11 protein-coding genes and 1 pseudogene are annotated in these 16,690 nt (G+C 73.1%); 7 read left to right on the top strand and 5 right to left on the bottom strand.

The genetic code is table 11. From position 1 onward, the window contains the following. Nucleotides 1-229: 229 nt before the first annotated feature. Entirely contained in the window at nt 230-1,606 is a 1,377-nt protein-coding gene (locus JE024_RS03505) for an MFS transporter (RefSeq protein ID WP_205372150.1), read from the top strand. Nucleotides 1,607-1,909: 303 nt separating this feature from the next. On the opposite strand, the gene JE024_RS03500 is transcribed toward JE024_RS03505, so the two are convergent. Continuing rightward, nucleotides 1,910-3,334: a TetR/AcrR family transcriptional regulator gene (locus JE024_RS03500; protein WP_205372149.1), complete on the bottom strand. Its 1,425-nt coding sequence runs from the start codon at nt 3,332-3,334 to the stop codon at nt 1,910-1,912. Nucleotides 3,335-3,382: 48 nt separating this feature from the next. Beyond that, nucleotides 3,383-4,519 (bottom strand): XdhC family protein, encoded by a 1,137-nt coding sequence (locus tag JE024_RS03495; protein ID WP_205372148.1) that lies wholly within the window; start codon nt 4,517-4,519, stop codon nt 3,383-3,385. A gap of 219 nt (nt 4,520-4,738) precedes the next feature. Here JE024_RS03495 and JE024_RS03490 point away from each other — a divergent pair, with 219 nt between their 5' ends. The 6 genes and pseudogenes from JE024_RS03490 (at nt 4,739) to JE024_RS03465 (ending at nt 10,606) form a co-directional block, all read left to right on the top strand. Then, nucleotides 4,739-5,611, top strand: a complete 873-nt coding sequence (locus JE024_RS03490) for an FAD binding domain-containing protein (protein ID WP_205372147.1) — start codon at nt 4,739-4,741, stop codon at nt 5,609-5,611. Then, nucleotides 5,608-6,162 carry a (2Fe-2S)-binding protein gene (locus tag JE024_RS03485; protein ID WP_205372146.1) on the top strand — a complete coding sequence of 185 codons (555 nt, stop codon included), beginning with the start codon at nt 5,608-5,610 and terminating at the stop codon, nt 6,160-6,162. The genes JE024_RS03490 and JE024_RS03485 overlap by 4 nt, the downstream gene beginning before the upstream one ends. 5 nt (nt 6,163-6,167) lie before the next feature. Further along, nucleotides 6,168-8,723 carry a xanthine dehydrogenase family protein molybdopterin-binding subunit gene (locus tag JE024_RS03480; RefSeq protein WP_205372145.1) on the top strand — a complete coding sequence of 852 codons (2,556 nt, stop codon included), beginning with the start codon at nt 6,168-6,170 and terminating at the stop codon, nt 8,721-8,723. Nucleotides 8,724-8,841: 118 nt separating this feature from the next. After that, nucleotides 8,842-9,258: pseudogene (locus tag JE024_RS03475) on the top strand (SRPBCC family protein); the annotation flags it as partial. A 258-nt stretch (nt 9,259-9,516) separates the two neighbouring features. Further along, the gene (locus JE024_RS03470; RefSeq protein WP_205376354.1) at nt 9,517-10,065 is read left to right on the top strand and encodes a MarR family winged helix-turn-helix transcriptional regulator; all 549 of its coding nucleotides are present in this window, start codon (nt 9,517-9,519) and stop codon (nt 10,063-10,065) included. Nucleotides 10,066-10,108: 43 nt separating this feature from the next. Further along, nucleotides 10,109-10,606: a peroxiredoxin gene (locus JE024_RS03465; protein ID WP_205372144.1), complete on the top strand. Its 498-nt coding sequence runs from the start codon at nt 10,109-10,111 to the stop codon at nt 10,604-10,606. Between the two features lie 52 nt (nt 10,607-10,658). Here the strand turns inward: JE024_RS03465 and JE024_RS03460 are convergent, their stop codons facing one another. The 3 genes from JE024_RS03460 to JE024_RS03450 all read right to left on the bottom strand — a co-directional run bounded on the left by JE024_RS03460 (nt 10,659) and on the right by JE024_RS03450 (nt 16,510). Next, nucleotides 10,659-11,999, bottom strand: a complete 1,341-nt coding sequence (locus JE024_RS03460; RefSeq protein ID WP_205372143.1) for an ABC transporter substrate-binding protein — start codon at nt 11,997-11,999, stop codon at nt 10,659-10,661. 295 nt (nt 12,000-12,294) lie between these two features. Next, complete coding sequence (locus tag JE024_RS03455; protein ID WP_205371596.1) at nt 12,295-13,428, bottom strand: IS630 family transposase; 1,134 nt, start codon at nt 13,426-13,428, stop codon at nt 12,295-12,297. A gap of 88 nt (nt 13,429-13,516) precedes the next feature. After that, entirely contained in the window at nt 13,517-16,510 is a 2,994-nt protein-coding gene (locus JE024_RS03450) for a 3-keto-alpha-glucoside-1,2-lyase-like domain-containing protein (protein WP_205372142.1), read from the bottom strand. Nucleotides 16,511-16,690 lie beyond the last annotated feature (180 nt).

The raw sequence follows: 16,690 nt of genomic DNA, 5'->3' as shown, positions 1-16,690 counted from the left end.
TGGTGCCGCTCTCCGTTCTCGAAGTGCTAGAAATCTAAGGGCTTAAGTTTCTCGGCGCAAGGCCCCCGAGGTGGAATCGTTGTGGAGGAGGTCTTGAGCGCCGCATCCCTCATGTGAAGGATGTGTCACGAGCGGATGGCCGAAAGATTCCTAAGCTCTTAACCATTGACCGCTTAGGTACTTGACCCTACTGTCGCCGCAACTCCCTTGTTCGCGGAAGGACCCCTCCATGACGACTGTGGCCGGCAAGCCAGCCCTCGGCTCGATAGCCGCGAGACTCGAACGACTGCCGCACTCGCGCTGGCACGTCAAGGTCCGCTTCCTGATCGGCGCCGTCACCTTCTTCGAGGCGTTCGACCAGCTCCTGGCCGCCTCCGCCCTGCCCGTCCTGATGGACGAGTGGAACCTGTCCACCGGACAGGCCACCTTCGCCGTCACCGCCGCCTCCATCGGCATGCTCATCGGCGCCCTCGCCGCGGGCTGGCTGGGCGACCGGATCGGCCGGGTGCGGACGGTCGCGCTGGGCGTGGGCATCACCGGCCTGTCCAGCCTCGCCGTCGCCTTCTCCGGCTCCATCGAGACGTTCGCGCTCTTCCGCTTCGTCCAGGGCCTCGGCATCGGCGGAGTGGTGCCCGTCGCCGCCACGTACATCAACGAGATCGCGCGCTCCGACAAGCGCGGGCGCTTCGTGCTGCTGTACGAGATGATCTTCCCCGCAGGTCTGGCCACCGCCACCCTGGTCGCCGTCTGGGTCGTCCCCAACCTCGGCTGGCGCGCCATGTTCGTCATCGGCACCCTGCCCGTCCTGATCGCCGCCGCGCTGCCCCGCCACGTCGAGGAGTCCCCGCGCTGGCTGCTCGCCCGCGGACGGGTCGAGGAGGCCGAGGCGGTCATCGCCCGCATCGAGGCCCAGGTCGAGCAGTCCACCGCCGAGCCGCTGCCGGCCCCCGCCCCCGCCGATCCCGCCGCCGAGGAGAAGGCCGCCGGCACCGGCCGGATCCGGGAGCTGTTCCAGGGGCGCTACCTGCGGCGCACGGCGGTGATCTCCGGTCTGTGGTTCGTCGCCTACTACGTGAACCACGGCATCTCCACCTGGCTGCCCTCCCTCTACACCAAGGAGTTCGGCCTCGATCTGACCACCGCGCTCGTCTTCACCCTGCTCAGCAATGTGACGGGCCTGGTGGGCACCTTCATCGCCGCCATGGTCATCGACCGCATCGGCAGGCGCCCCGCGCTGATCGCCGCCCTCACCGGCGCGATGCTCTCCCTCGGCGTGCTCTCCGTGCTCGGCGCCACCTCGGGCACCCAGGTCGCGGTGTTCGCCTCCTGCACGACCTTCTTCCTGTTCGCCATCAACGCGGGCCTGTACCTCTACTCGCCCGAGATGTACCCGACCCGCATCCGCGCCACCGGCGCCTCCTTCGGCGGCCTCTGGAACCGCGCCGGAGTCATCCTCGGACCGGTCACGGTCGGCGCGATCATCGGCGCGGGCGGCAGCCTCTCGCTGGTCTTCGCCCAGCTCGCCGTCGTCGCGGCGGTGGGCGCGGTGATCGCCTGGTTCGCGATCGAGACCAAGGGCAAGACCCTGGAGGAACTCAACAGCTGACGCCCCCCTGGGCGGGTGCCGGGGCCGGCGCCGCGGAGCGGATCCACCGCTCCACGGCACCGGCCCCGTCCGCGTGCGGGGTGCGTCCGCGTCCGCGTCCCGTGTGCGGGGCGTGTTCGGGTTGCGGGGCGTCGGTGGCGTGTGGGTGGGCGGGCCGGGTCGGTCGTGCTGCGGGTGCCGTCGGTGGCGCTGCGGGTGCGGGTGCGGGTGCGGGTGCGGTCTCTCGCGCCGCGGGTGCCGATCGCGTCCGTCGTGCGGGGTGTGCGGGACGTGCGGGCCCGTCCGGTGTGCCGCGTTCGCGCTCTACGTGCCGGGTGTGCCGGCGGCGTCCGGCGTGCCGAGCGCGCCGAGCAGCGCCGCGAGCCGCCGCCGGTCCTCGGGGCCGAGCGGGGCGAGCAGCTCCTCCTCCTGGGCGTCCCGCACCGCGCGCACCCGGTCGGCCAGCTCCCCGCCCTCCGGCGTGAGGCACAGATGCACGATCCGGCGGTCGCCGGCGTCCCGCTCCCGCCGGATCAGCCCCGCCGCCTCCAGCCGGTCGGCGTGCTGCGTCAGCCCGCCCGCCCCGACCCCCTGCCGGGCCGCGACCTCCCCGGTGGTCCGCCGGTACGGCTCACCCGCCTCCCGCAGCGCCGCCAGCACCTCGTACGCGGGCAGACTGATCCCGTACCCCCGCACCGCCTTTCCGACCACGGCCTGATGCCGCTGCGCGCACGCCGCCAGCCCACCGAACACCGCCGCCCCACCGGGGGTGCCGCCCTCGGCGGCGGATTCCCGGTGAGCCCCGGGACGCACGGCGCCGTCCGCGTCGCCGGCGCTGCCCCGTGCCGGTGCGGCCCCGGCCTCGCCCGCCCCGGCGGCGCCCGGGCCCGCGGTCCCGGCCGCGTCATCCGCGGCGGGCTGCGCTCCGGCGTTCGGCGGGGTGAGCGGTGCCGACCCCGGCGCGGCCGGGTGGGAGCCGGTGGGATCCGGGGGAGTGGCGGTGCCGGCAGCACCGGCGCGCCCGCCCGGTCCCGGCGCCCCGCCCGCACCATCCGCGGCCGCCCCAGCCGCGCCGCATCCCTCCGCGTCCGCGGTGAACGCGGCCGTCAGGACCTGGGTCAGGGCCGGGGTCAGGGTGGAGGTGGGGACGGACGAGGCCGGTTCGTGGGCGAAGAGGTAGCGCTCCATGATCACGCCGAAGAGCACGCTGCGGACCAGCGCGGTGCGCACCTCCGCTCCGGGGCCGTCGCCGAGGAGGCGGGCGAGGGGGGCGCCCACCTGTGTGTCGAGGATGGTGCGCAGCATCTCCGCGCTGGGCGCGTGGCCGATGGCCGAGCGGATGAGGGCGGGCCACGGGTCGTCGGCCGGGAGCCGGTCCCACCGGTTGAGATAGGCCGCGGCGAGTGCCGCCGGCACGTCGGCCGTGTCGTGGGTGGCGGCCGCCAGCACGTCCTCGGTGACCCCCGTCCCGCTCCCCACGACCTCCCGGAAGAGCGCGTCCTTCGTCCCGAAGTACGCCATCACCAGCCCCGGCGTCACCCCGGCCTCCGCCGCGATGGCGCGGACCCCGGCGCCCCGGTACCCGTGGGCGCCGAACAGCCGGCGCGCCGCGTCCAGGACCGCTCTGCGGTTGCCCTCGGGGTCGTGCGATCCGGCGCGCCGGCGGCCCGGGGGCCGCTCGGCGGATTCCTCCCCGGTCACGCCGGACGGGGTGCGGGGGGCGTCCTGGCTCTTGCTCTTCGCGTCCACATGGCTCAGATTAAACGAGTGTTCATAAAAACAGTCGTTCAAAAACGGTCACGACCCGTGCACAGGTCCCTCGCGCTCCGTGAGCGGAGCGCCGCTCCCGCCGCGCCGGACCGCGACGATCTCCGCCATGATCGACAGAGCGGTCTCCTCCGCTCCCCGCCCGCCGAGATCGAGCCCGATCGGCGAGCGCAGCCGGGCGAGTTCGGCCTCGGTGGCGCCCGCCGCGCGCAGGCGCTCCAGCCGGTCCGTGTGGGTGCGCCGACTGCCCATGGCGCCCACGTAGCCGGCCCCGGAGCGCAGGGCGAGAGCCAGGACGGGCACGTCGAACCGGGCGTCGTGGGTCAGCACGCACACCGCCGTCGCCGGTCCGACCGGGCCGGCGTGCGCCGTGAACCAGCGGTCCGGCCGGTCGGTCACCACCTCGTCCGCGCCGGGAAAGCGCGCGGGGACGGCGAAGGCGGGGCGGGCGTCGCAGACGGTCACCCGGTGGCCGAGGGCCGCGCCGATCGCGGTGAGCGGCCGGGCGAACTCGGCCGCCCCGAAGATCAGCAGCCGCGGGCGCGGCGCGAAGGACTGCACCAGCAGCTCCCGCGCGGGCGCGCACCCGCCGGCGTCCGCCGTGGCGTCCGCCCCCGCCTCGCCTGCGGCGTCCGCCGTCTCCTGGTCCGCCCCCGCGGTCACCACCCCGCTCGCCCCGCGTCCCAGCATCCCCTCCGCGGCCAGGCCGGCCGCGCGGTCGGACGCCGCGTCGCCGAGGGAGCCGGTGACGCCGTCGCCGCCCGCGGCGAGGCAGCCGCCGCCGTCGAGCGGGGTCACCAGTGCGACCGGCACCCCGGCCGCCGCCTCCCGCGCGACCCGGTCGAGCACCGCCTCTGGCGGCGCCTCGCGGATCAGGACCTCGATGGTCCCGCCGCAGGTCAGCCCCACCGCGAAGGCGTCCTCGTCGCCGACGCCCCAGCGCTCGACGCGGGCGGGTTCCCCGGCGAGCACCTCCTCCGCCGCGGCGCAGACCGCGGCCTCGACACAGCCGCCGGAGACGCTCCCGGCGACCCGGCCGTCCGCGGCGACCAGCATGGTGGCGCCCGCCCCGTGCGGGGCCGAGCCCCAGGTGCGGACGACGGTGGCCATGGCGAAGCGGACCCCGGCCCGCTGCCAGGCGGCCGCCTGCTCGATGACATGTCGCATGAGGCTCACCCCGGTAGGTGGATCGGGCGCGCGGCGGCGCCGGCGGCGGCCGCGGTGACGGAGACCGAGGCGCTCGGGGACGCGAGAGAAATCGGGCAATCCGCCGCCGCCTCTTGCCAAGAATAAACTTTAGTGTAAATCATTTCAGGTGTTAGATAGCTTCGTCCGTGTCGATCGCCCCGGCGCGACCACGACCCCGAGAGGTCCGGTGGCAGCAGGTTGAAACCCACACCGTTCGACTACACAGCCCCCCGCACCGTCGGCGACGCGCTCGCCCTGCTCGCCGACGACAGCCGCGACGCCAAGGTCCTGGCCGGCGGGCAGTCCCTGATCCCCATGCTGAACATGCGCCTCGCCCGGCCCGAGGTGCTCGTCGACATCACCCGCATCCCCGAACTCGGCCGTGTCGTCGTCGACTCCGACGGCTGTCTGCGGATCGGCGCCGCCGTGCGGCAGTCCCGCGCCGCCGCCGACCCCGCGGTCCGGGACGGCTGGCCCCTGCTGGCCGACGCCATCGGTCTCATCGGCCATCCGCAGATCCGCGGCCGGGGCACGGTCTGCGGCAGTCTCGCGCACCACGACCCGGCCGCCGAACTGCCCACCGCCGCCCTCGCGCTCGACGCCCGCTTCGTGGTCGCCGGCCCGCGCGGCACCCGCACCGTCGAGGCCGCCGACTTCTTCGTCGCCACCTTCGCGACCGCCGTCGAGCCCGACGAACTCCTCACCGAGGTGGTGTTCCCGCCCCTCGCGGCCCACCACGGCCGGGCCTTCGAGGAACTGACCCGCCGGCACGGCGACTTCGCCACCGTCGGCGTCGCCGTCCTCCTCGAACGCGACCCGGCGTCGGACACCGTGCGCCGGGCCCGCGTCGTCTGCTGCGGCGCCGGCCCCACGCCCGTACGCCTCACCGCCGCCGAGGCCGCGCTGACCGGCACCGACGCCGGCCCCGCGGCCCGTGCGGAGGCCGCCCGCGCCGCCCTCGGCGCACTCGCCCCCGCCGACGACGTCCACTCCACCGCCGAACACCGGCGCGAGAGCGCCGCCCACCTCCTCGTCCGCGCCTGCACCACCGCATGGGAGCGCACCCGATGACCGCTACCGTCCCCGCCGCACCGTCCGGGCCTGCCCCGGCGACCGTGCGCACCCCGCCGCTCGCCGAGCCGTCCGCCTGGCACGCGATACGCCTCACGGTCAACGGCCGGCCGGTGGCCGCCGAGGTCGAGTCGAGGCTGCTGCTCAGCGACTTCCTGCGCGACCGGCTCGGCCTCACCGGCACCCACACCGGCTGCGAACACGGGGTCTGCGGCGCGTGCACCGTCCTGCTCGACGGCGAACCTGCGCGCACCTGCCTCACCCTGGCCGTCCAGTGCGAGGGCGCCGACCTGCGCACCGTCGAGGGCCTGGCCCCGGACGACGCCCCGCTCACCCCCGTGCAGCGCGCCTTCCACGAGTGCCACGGCATGCAGTGCGGTTTCTGCACACCGGGGTTCGTGATGACGGCGACCGCCCTCACCGAACAGCCCGCGCGGCCGGACGAGGAGCAGGTCGCCGACGCCCTCAGCGGCCACCTCTGCCGGTGCACCGGCTACCGCAACATCCGCCGTGCCGTCTGCCGGGCACTCGACGAGCGCTTCGGGGAGTGACCCTGATGACCAACCCGTCGAACGCGGCCGACCCGACCGACCTGTCGAACGAGTCGACCCCGTCCAGCCCGGCCGCCCGGTCCACCCCGCCGAAGCCGTCGAAGCGGTCCGCCTCCGCCCGCACCCCGCAGAAGGCCCCCGCCCCGCAGAAGGCCCCCGCCCCGGACCAGGCCCCCGCCCACGCACACCCCCACGGACACGAGGGCGGCGGCTGGATCGGCCGCGGCGTCCCGCGCGTCGAGGACGACCGGCTGCTGCGCGGCCGGGGCCGCTACGTCGACGACATCGCCCTGCCCGGCGCCGTCGAGGCCGCCTTCCTGCGCAGCCCCCACGCCCACGCCCGCGTGGAGTCCGTCGACGTGAGCGCGGCGCTCGCCGCGCCCGGCGTCGTCGCGGTGTGGACCGGCGACGACGTGACCGGCCTGCCCGCCATGCTCAACAAGGAGGAGCTGCGCACCCCGCCGGGCCTCGCCGCACTCCTCGACCCGGTCGTCCGGATGACGCCCATGTCGTTGCTCGCCCGCGACCGGGTGCTCTACGTCGGCCAGCCCGTCGCCGTCGTGTTCGCCGAGAACCGCTACCTGGCCGAGGACGCCCTCGAACTCGTCGACGTCCGCTACGCGCCCCTGCCCGTGCTCGTCGACCCCGAGGCGGCGCTCGCCCCCGGCGCCCCCCTGCTCCACCAGGACCTGCCCGACAACACCGCCGTCGCCGTGGCCACCCGCGTCGGCGACCCCGACGCGGCGTTCGCGGGCGCCCACGCGGTGGTCGCCGAACGCTTCGAGGCCCACCGCTACGTCGCCTCGCCCATCGAGACCCGCGCGATCTCCGCCCAGGTCGACCCCTACAGCGGGCGGCTGACGATCTGGTCCGGCACCCAGACACCCCACCGGCTGCGGGACGCCGTCGCCCACACCCTCGGTCTCGACGCCGCGGACGTGCGGGTGATCGCCGCCGACGTCGGCGGCGGCTTCGGGCAGAAGGGCATCCTCTACGTCGAGGAACTCCTCGTCCCGCACGCCGCCCGCCGCATCGGCCGCCCCGTCGTGTGGCGGGAGGACCGCAACGAGAACCTCACCGCCTCCTCGCACGCCCGCGAGCAGGTCCACGAGATCGAGCTCGCCGCGGACGCCGACGGCCGGCTCCTCGCCGTCCGCGACCGGATCACCGTCAACTTCGGCGCGTACAACATGACCGGCCTGGTCGTCCCGTACAACTCGCTCTGCCATCTGCTCGGGCCCTACCGGATCCCGAACGTGGACATCGACGTCACCGGCACCCTCACCAACACCGCCTTCGCCACGCCGTACCGGGGCGCCGGCCGCCCCGAGACCGTGTTCGCGATGGAACGCGCCATGGACCGGCTCGCCGCCCGCCTGGGGATCGCCCCGGAGGAACTGCGGGCACGCAACCTGGTGCGGCCCGAGGAGATGCCGTACGAGACCGGCCTGGTCGACCGCTCGGGCAGGCCGCAGTCCTACGACTCCGGCGACTACCCCGAACTGCTGCGCCGGGCCGTCGCCCGTTCCGGCGTCGAGGACGTCCGCGCCCGGCAGCGGGAAGGCGCCCGTGAGGGCCGGCACGTCGGCATCGGGTTCGCGATGTACATCGAGGCGACCGGGCTCGGCCCCTTCGAGACCGCCCGTGTGGACGTCCTGCCCAGCGGCCGGGTGCGCCTCGCCATCGGCGCGCCCTCCCAGGGGCAGGGCCACCGCACCTCCATGGCCCAGATCGCCGCCGACGCCATCGGCGTCCCCCCGGACGTGATCGACGTGGTCGGCGGCGACACCGACGCCACCCCGTTCGGCGTGGGCACCATCGCCAGCCGGGCCCTGGTGAACGCGGGCAACGCCACCCACCGCGCGGGCCGGCTGCTCCACGAGAAGATCGTCGACGCGGCGGCCCGCAGGCTGGAGACACCGGCCGGGGAACTCGTGCTGGCCGACGGCGTGGTGGCGGCGAAGGATCCGGACGGCCCCTCGATCACCCTCGCCGAACTGGCCGGCCGCGCCCCGCTGCCCGGCACCCCCGAGCCCACCGACGGCCGCCACGGCACCGAGCTCAGCGAGACCGTCCACTTCCGCCCGCCGGGCTTCGCCGTCGCCGGCGGCGCGCACGCGGCCGTCGTGGAGGTCGACGAGCACACCGGCGAGGTCACGATCCTCCACTACGTCGTCGTCCACGACGCGGGCGTCATCGTCAACCCGCTCATCGCGGAGGGCCAGATCACCGGCGGCGTCGCCCAGGGCATCGGCGGCGCCCTCTACGAGGAGATGGTGTACGGGCCCGACGGCCAGCCCCGCACCGGCACCTACATGGACTACCTGGTGCCCACCTCGTCGGAGATCCCGGACCTCGACCTGGACGAGATCGTCACCCCGAGCCCCATGAACGACCTCGGGGTCAAGGGGCTCGGCGAGGGCGGCGCCATCGCCCCGCAGGCCGTGCTGGCCGGCGCCGTCGAGGACGCGCTGCGCCCGTTCGGCGTGGTCGTGCGCCGCGGCCCCCTCTCACCGAGCCGGATACGCGACCTGATCCGCACGGCCACCGCACCCGCCTGACGCCCGGCCCGGGGCCCCGGCACCTGGGCCCCGTCCCCGGGGCCCAGGCCCCCCGGGGCCCCGGCCGCCGCCGGCGGTCCCGGGACCGCCGCCCGCACTCCCACGATTGGACACCCCCGTGCAGCTCGACCACTCCTTCACCGTCCCCGCCTCGCCCGACGACGCCTGGAAGCTGTTCCACGACCTTGCCCGGGTCGCCCCCTGCATGCCCGGCGCCGTGCTGGACACCCTGGAGGGCGACGCCTTCACCGGCCGCGTCAAGGTCAAGGTCGGCGCCGTGCAGATGAGCTACCGGGGGGAGGGGACCGTCACCCGTGACGAGTCCGCCCGCTCGGTGCTCCTCGACCTCAGCGGCAGCGAGACCCGCGGCGCGGGCACCGCGTCGGCGACGGTCACCGCCACCCTCACCCCCGGGCCCGCCGGCACCGTGGTGCGGGTGCGCACCGACCTGGACATCACCGGGCGCCCCGCGCAGTTCGGCCGGGGCATCATGACCGAGGTCGGCGACCGCATCGTGCGGCAGTTCGCCGGGCGGCTGGAGGACCTGCTGTCGGACACCGCGACCGCCCCGGCCGCCGGCAAAGCGCCCCCGCCCGCCCCGGTCCCGGGGAACGCCCCGCCCGGTCCCGGGGAGCACCCCGCCCGGTCCCGGGGAGCACCCCGGCCGCCCCTCCCTACCCCGGGAGGGGCGGCTTCCGCCCGCCCCCGGCCCCCTCGTCGCCTCAGCGGTAAGATTCTCAGCGCCGTGAGAAGCCGGAGGGGGCGCCCGGCCGGTGCGTACGAGGGGAAGACCATGGCTGGATCGAGGCCGGCGGACCGGGACGCCGTCACGCAGGTGATCGAGGACTGGGCGCGCGAGCGGCCGGAGCTGGACACGAGTCCGCTGGAGGTCCTCGCCCGGCTGCACCGTTCCTTCCTCCGCTACAGCACCAGACTCACCGCGTCGATCGAGCGCCACGGACTCTCCGTCGCGGGCTTCGACGTGCTGACCGCCCTGCGGCGGGCGGGGGAGCCCTACCGGCTGACGGCGGGTCAGCTCGCCGACACCGGGCTGGTGTCCTCGGCGGGTGTCACCCTGCGGATCGACCGGCTGGAGAAGGACGGCCTCATCGTCCGGGAGCGGGACGCCGACGACCGCAGGGTCGTCTACTCGCGGCTCACCGACAAGGGCCTGACGACCGTGGACACCGTGTTCGGCGAGCATCTGGACAACGAGAGCCGGATGCTCGCCGGGCTGTCGCCGTCCGAGCGGCGCCAGCTCGCGCGCCTGCTGCGCAAGCTGGAGATCTCCATCCTGGCGTCCGACGCGGAGCCCGCCGGTCCGGCCGGCTCCGCGCAGTGACATCCTGCGTGCACCGTCCGCCGTCCCGAGAGAGGCCCCGACCATGTCGAGGACACCCGCTGTCGACTCCGCCGCCCCCGGTTTCACCCTGCCGGGCACCGTACGCACCGACTCCGGCCCCCAGCGGGGCAGTTACACGCTCGGCGAGCACGGCGGGGGACCGCTGGTGCTCGTGTTCTACCCGGGCGACAACACGCCTGTGTGCACCAAGCAGCTCTGCTCCTACACCTCCGAGCTGGAGCGCTTCAAGGACCTCGGCGCCACGGTCTGGGCGGTCAGCCCCCAGGACCTGGACAGCCACGAGGGCTTCGCCGAGCAGTACGACCTGCGCTTCCCGCTGCTCGCGGACACCGACCGCGCGGTGGCCAAGGCCTACGGGATCTCGCTGCCCGGCCTCGGGCTGCGGCGCTCCGTCTTCGTCGTGGACGGGGAGGGCGCGGTGCGCTGGAAGCACGTGGCGCTCGCCGGGCTGACGTTCCAGGACGTGGACACGCTGACGGCCCGGATCGCCGAGGTGACCCAGGGCCGCCGGGCCGGCTGACCGGTGCGCGAGGGGACCGGGCGGGCGAGCCGCCCGGTCCCGCCGCCGGGGGTCAGCCCCGCTGGTCCAGCCACTCCGCCTGGGCCTCGTCGAGGGCCGCCGCGAGGGTGTCCAGGAACTCCTTCGCCGTGCCCTTGCCGAGCAGCACCTTCTGGAAGCCGGCCTCGCTGTCGGCCTTGGAGAGGGTGTTCCAGTCCGGCAGGTAGTAGGGGAGCTGGACTATCTTCGTGTCGCCGGAGAACAGCGCCTCGGCGCCGAGCTTGGTGGTCTCCGCCTTGTCGAGCCAGGGGTCCTCGGCGGCTTCCTTGTTGGCCGGGATCAGCCCGGCGGACTCGCCGAACTTCGAGTTCGACGCGTGGGAGGCGGCGAACTCGATGAACTTCCAGGCCGCCGCCTTGTTCCCGGACGACTTCATCAGGCCGAGGCCGGACACCGGGTTGGAGACCATCACCCTCCTGCCGTCGGCGAGCTTCGGCTGCGGGATGCCGCGGAACTTGTCGGTGCCGAGCGCGTTCACGTGGTCCTGGTACGAGCCCAGGTTGTGGTTGAGCATGGCGATGCCGCCCGCGTCGAACTGGGCGACCATCTTGGTGAAGTCGTTGTTCAGGTCGGCCTCCGGGGTGACCTTCCGGTACAGACCGGCGTACTTCTCCAGCGCCGCGACGTTCTTCGGGTCGTTGACCGTGGTCTTCTTCCCCGACGCGTCCCAGAAGGACTCGATGCCGGACTGCCCGTACATCGCGTCCAGCGCCTGCGCGATGGAACCCGGGCCGCCGCGGATCGTGTAGCCGAACTGGTTCTTCGGCTTGTCCGTCAGCTTCTCGGCGGCGGCGTAGAACTCGTCCCAGGTGTCCGGCTCGTCCAGCCCGGCCTTCTCGAACTGGTCGGTGCGGTAGTACAGGACGCCGTTGGTGGCGGAGATCGGCACGGTGTAGAGCTCGTCCCGGCCGGCGGCGTTGCGCACGTTCTCGGTCATCGCCTCGTTGAGCATGCCCTTGAGGGAGCTGCCGGCGATGCGGTCGTCCAGCGGGTCCAGCGCCTCCTGCGCGGTGATGCCGGCGAGCATCGCGGCGCCCACGCCGCCGACGTCCGGCAGACCGCCGCCCTGGATCGCGGTGTTGTACTTGGCCTGGGCCTCGGTCGAGGCGATGCCCACGTACTCCACGTCGATGTCCGGGTTCGCCTTCTCGAAGTCGGCGATGATCTCCTTCCAGATCGCCGTGCGGACGCCGCCGTTCTCGTCCCAGAACACGATCTTCCCTGTTCCCGACCCCTCGGCGCCCTGCGCACCGGCCGTGCCGCTGCCGTCGTCGCCGCAGGCGGTGGCGGTGAGTGCCAGGGCGGAGACCAGGGTGATCGCGGTGAGGAGACGGCTGTTGCGGGGCTTGATCATGGTCGGCTCGTTTCTCTGGGGGTGCACCGGAGGGGCGTTGGGCGGCCTGCGGCGATCGGCTCTCATATCACGTCTCATATATGACATACGAAGGGCGACGCGAAGAACCTAAGATCGTCCCGGGCCCGGGGTCAATGCCCGTGCAGCGGAAACTTGTTGCACCCGGGAAGCCCCGTGCAACGGCGCCGGCCGGTCCGGGGGAGTCCCCCGGACCGGCCGGTGTGCCGTCCGCGCGCTCCCGCGCGCGTGTCCGGCGATGCGAACGACACTGCGGGTCAATACACCTAGTGCCGGATCAGGCAACGTTTGCCTTGTTGACGACGGCGTGTAGGCGCCGGTCGTCGGCGTGGCGGTTTCGCCAGATGATGTAGCGGCGGATCATGCTGCCCTGCTCCTTGTGGTCGGCATGATCGGTGCCGTCGAGGGTGAAGTAGCGCAGGGCCGTGAACTGGGCTTCGATCCGGTTCAGCCAGGAGGAGTTCGTCGGCGTGTAGGCCATCTCGACGTTGTTCGCCGCCGCCCAGGTGCCGACCCGTTGGCATCTTTTCGTGGTCAGGTGCGGGGAGAAGTTGTCGCAGACGATCGCGATCCGCACCGTAGGCGGGTAAAGCGTGCGCAGGTAGCGGCAGAACTCCAGGAACTGGGTGCGCCGTTTGATGGGCTTGATGTGGCCGTAGAGCTTGTCCTTGGCCAGGTCCAGGGCGGCGAACAGGTGTCGCACTCCGCCGTAGCGGTTGTAGGTCGCCCGGCGCCGTCGGCGGGGTTCGCGGTCCGGGTCCTTGTGCTTGCCACCGCGTTCGGCCCACTGCCGTCCAGGGTGTGGCATCAGGTTGAGGGGGCCGAACTCGTCCATGCAGAAGACGACTTCGGGCTCGCGGTCCTCGGGTATGACCTCGCCGTCGGCGATCGCGTAGAGGTGCTCGACCCGGGCCTTCTTGGCCGCGTAGTTCGGATCGCGGGAGGTCTTCCAGGTCTTCAGGCGTTGAAAGGAGACGCCTTCCTCGCGGAGCAGGATGCGCAGTCCCTCGTGGCTGATGTCGTCGACCACCCCCTCGGCGACCAGGAAGTCCGCCAGCTTGGTCAGGCTCCAGGTCGAGAACGGCAGGTCGTGCTCGGTCGGCTTGGACTTGGCGATCTTCTTGATCTCGCGCCGCTCGGGCAGAGTGAAGGTCTTCGGCCGGCCGCCCTTGTACTTCGGATACAGCGAGTCGAAGCCGTCAGTGTTGAAGTTGTGGATCACGTCCCGGACCCGGTCATCGCTGGTGAACGACACCTCGGCGATCTTCGCCACCGGCATGCCCTGCGCGGACAGCAGCACCATCTGGGCCCTCCGCCAGGTCACCACCGACCCCGTGCCCCTGCGGATGATCCTCAGCAGCCGTCTGCCCTCGTCATCGTCGATCTCGCGTACCCGTACTCGCTCTGCCACTCGGACAGAGTGACGGCCACGCGCCGCCCAGCACAGCACCAGGACGGCGCGTCACATCACAACAGGGCAAACGTTGCCTGCTACGGCACTAGCCCAGCGGCTCGATCCATATGTTCCGGTAGCGGACCTTGTTGCCGTGGTCCTGGAGCCGGATCGAACCGGCCGTGGGCCCCTCGGGGTCGCCCGCGCCGGTCGGGCCGGTGAGGGCGACGTCGTCGTGGACCTTCACGCCGTTCCAGACGACGGTGACCCGCGCGTCCTCCGTCTTCGCGCCGTTCCCGTCGAAGCGGGCCGCGCGGAACGTGATGTCGTACGTCTGCCAGGTGCCCGGCGGGCGGGCGGCGTTGGAATCGGCGGCCTTCTGCTGGTAGATCGCGGCCGCCTCGTTGTCGGCGGGCGTGGTGTCGCCCCAGGAGTCGAGGATCTGGATCTCGTAGCGGTCCTGGAGGTACACCCCGCTGTTGGCGCGGTCCTGCCCGGTGACGTCCGGCGGGAGTTCGGGCAGCCAGAACTCCGTGTGCAGCCGGAAGTCGCCGAACTCCTGCTTGGTCCGCAGATCGCCGCAGCAGACCTCCATCCCGCCGTCCGTCAGCGGCCAGGACGCGGTGCGCCCGTCCGTGTGCTGCCAGGCCGAGCGGTCGGCGCCGTCGAAGAGCACCACCCGGGCGCCCTTCGGATGGACGGTGATCAGGTCCAGGTTGACGTGGCCGGTGTCCCCCTCGTCGACCCGGTAGGTGATCGTGTTGGGCCCCTTGCGCAGGGCCAGCGACTCCGTCCTGGTCGTCCACTGGTTCCACGCGCCCGTGGACAGCAGGCCGGACTGCCGGATCCGTTCCCCGTTGACGTACACGCTGACGGTCTTGGTCCCGGTGAACGGGTTCGGCCCGTTGGCGTACCGCAGCGCCACGTCGTACGTGCCCGCCGCCGCGGCGTTCACGGTGAACGCGGTGGCCGCCCCCGTGGTGCCGTAGCCGTCGACGAAGCCGCTCCCGGAGTGGCCCGCGTGCTCGGTGTCGGTGGCCGCGCCGCCGGAGAGGGCGGCCTCCTCGGCCTCGTACCGGGTCACCGCGGGCTGCGGGCCCGGCAGCGCGTTCAGCGTGTACCAGGCCTCGGTGCTCCACAGTGCCTCGCCGGCCGCGGAGGAGAAGGGCCGCGGCGAACGCAGATGGACCACCCGGCCGGGCTTCAGGCCGACGACCTCCAGGGTGACCTTCCTGCGGTCGGCGGACAGCCGGGCCGAGCGCACGGCGAGGGTCTCCTCGTCGACCTTCGGCCCGCCGTAGGAGGGCGTGGGGACGTACCGCCACTGGTCGACCCGGTAGCTCTGCGCCAGCTTGTCGGCGGTCTCCCGGGAGAGCGGCTGGGTGTACTCCAGCTCGAAGCCGCCGGCCCTGGCGCGCATCGCCAGGATGTCGAAGGGCTTCTTCCCGTTGGGCGTCAGCTTCTGGAGCCCGTGGGTGAGCTTGCCCTCCTGGCCCCAGTTGCCGCCCGCGCCGATGCCGCCGGTGTAGATCGCGCCGTCCGGGCCGCGGCTGATCCGGTTGACGCCGGCCTCCAGGCCCTGGGTGTGCCGGAAGACGGCGCCCTGGTCCTTGCCGCCGACCTTCTCCAGGAAGGCGCGCTGCAGTCCGCCGTAGGTCACGTCGCCGAAGAGGAGCTGCCCGGCGTACGGGCCGCTCGTCAGGTGCAGCGGGGTGCTGGGCGAGTTGGCTATCTCGTTCTGGGGCAGCCAGAGCACCGGCTCGGTGACGGGCCGGTCGTCGAACGGGCCGGGCGGGTCGGTGCGGTGGTTGAAGAAGCGGTCCTGCTTGATCCGGACCAGCTTGGACGCGGGCAGCCAGCCGCCCTGGTTGTCGGTGACGAAGATGTCGCCCCCGGGGCCCCAGCCGATGCCGTTGGGGGTGCGCAGACCGCCGGCGACGTAGGAGACCTTGCCGGTCTTCCGGTTCACCTTGATCGTGGTGCCGCGGTCCGCGGCGGGCTGCGGCTTCGTCGTCGCGCCGCCGTAGTCGATGGCGACCGACAGATTGAGGTAGAAGAAGCCGTCGCGGTAGAGCAGGCCGAAGGCGAACTCGTGGAAGTTGCCGCCGTAGGGCCAGGTCGCGACCGTGCGGCGGGTGTCGGTCACGTCGTCGCCGTCGGTGTCGCGCAGCTCGGTGAGCTCGTGCTTCTGGGAGACGTAGAGCATGCCGTCGACGGCCTTGATGCCCTGCGGCTCCTTGAGGCCGCCGGCCACCTTCTTCGCGGTCACCCGGTCGGGGCCGGTGTCCCCGGTGACGCCGTCCAGCAGGTAGACCTCGCCGTCGGTGGTGTCCGTGCCGCCCCAGGTGGTCACGGCGAGCCGTCCGTCGGGGAGCCAGTCCATCGCGGTGACCTGCGGTTCGAAGCCCGCCGGGCGCAGGTCGGTCAGCTCGTAGCCGGGGTGGACGCCGGTCAGGGGCAGCCCGTCCCCGGGGGTGTCGGTGCCGCTCTCGCACTGCTTGCGTCCGGGCGCGGTGACCCGGACGACTCCGGCGTCGGTGCTCAGCGCGGAGTTCGGCACCGGGGTGAAGTCCGCCGCGCCCGGGGGCTTCCAGGCCAGGGTGATCTGCTGGCCGCCCGTGCGGTCGAAGTGGTCGATGCGCAGGGCGTGGTGACCGGCCGTCAGCTCGGCGGTGCCCTCCTTCGGTTCGGCTCCGTGGAGGCCGTCGTGGTCGACGACGGTCCGGTCCCCGACGACCAGGCGCGAGCCGTCGTCGCTGGTCAGCCGGAAGGTGTACGCGCCGTCCCGGGGCACCGCCAGATTGGCGGTGACCTGGGAGACGAAGTGGTCGGCGACGCCGAAGTCCTCGGCCGCGCTCCAGTCGATCGCCGGCATCAGCCGGTCGACGTTGGGCGTCTGCCCGGGCTTGAGGTCGCAGATCCGGCTCATGGGCAGACCGATGTCGAACACCCGCAGGGTGACGCCCGGTTCCTGCGGCGGCAGTTCGGCGGCGGGACCGGCGGCCGCGGCGGGCGGCGAGGCGAGAAGGCCGGCGAGGAACGAGACGGCGATCAGGGAGCCCAGACGTCTGCGGACCCGGTGGTGCGGTCGTGGCTTCATGCATCCTCCCAGGCTCCCCGCGGGGAGCACGTGACGGTGGTGTCGACGGGCGGTACGCGAAGAGGTGGAACACGCCGGAGAGCGGACGAGCGCGACGCACACCATAGGAGGACTTTGCGGAGGACGTCCATGACTTCGTCATCGATGAGTACAAACTCTGTTGTCCCCGGGGTGAAGTGA

Source organism: Streptomyces zhihengii (assembly GCF_016919245.1).
Lineage (GTDB): Bacteria > Actinomycetota > Actinomycetes > Streptomycetales > Streptomycetaceae > Streptomyces > Streptomyces zhihengii.
Note: the sequence above shows the minus strand (reverse complement) of the source record. Positions and strands in the feature narration are given on the sequence as shown.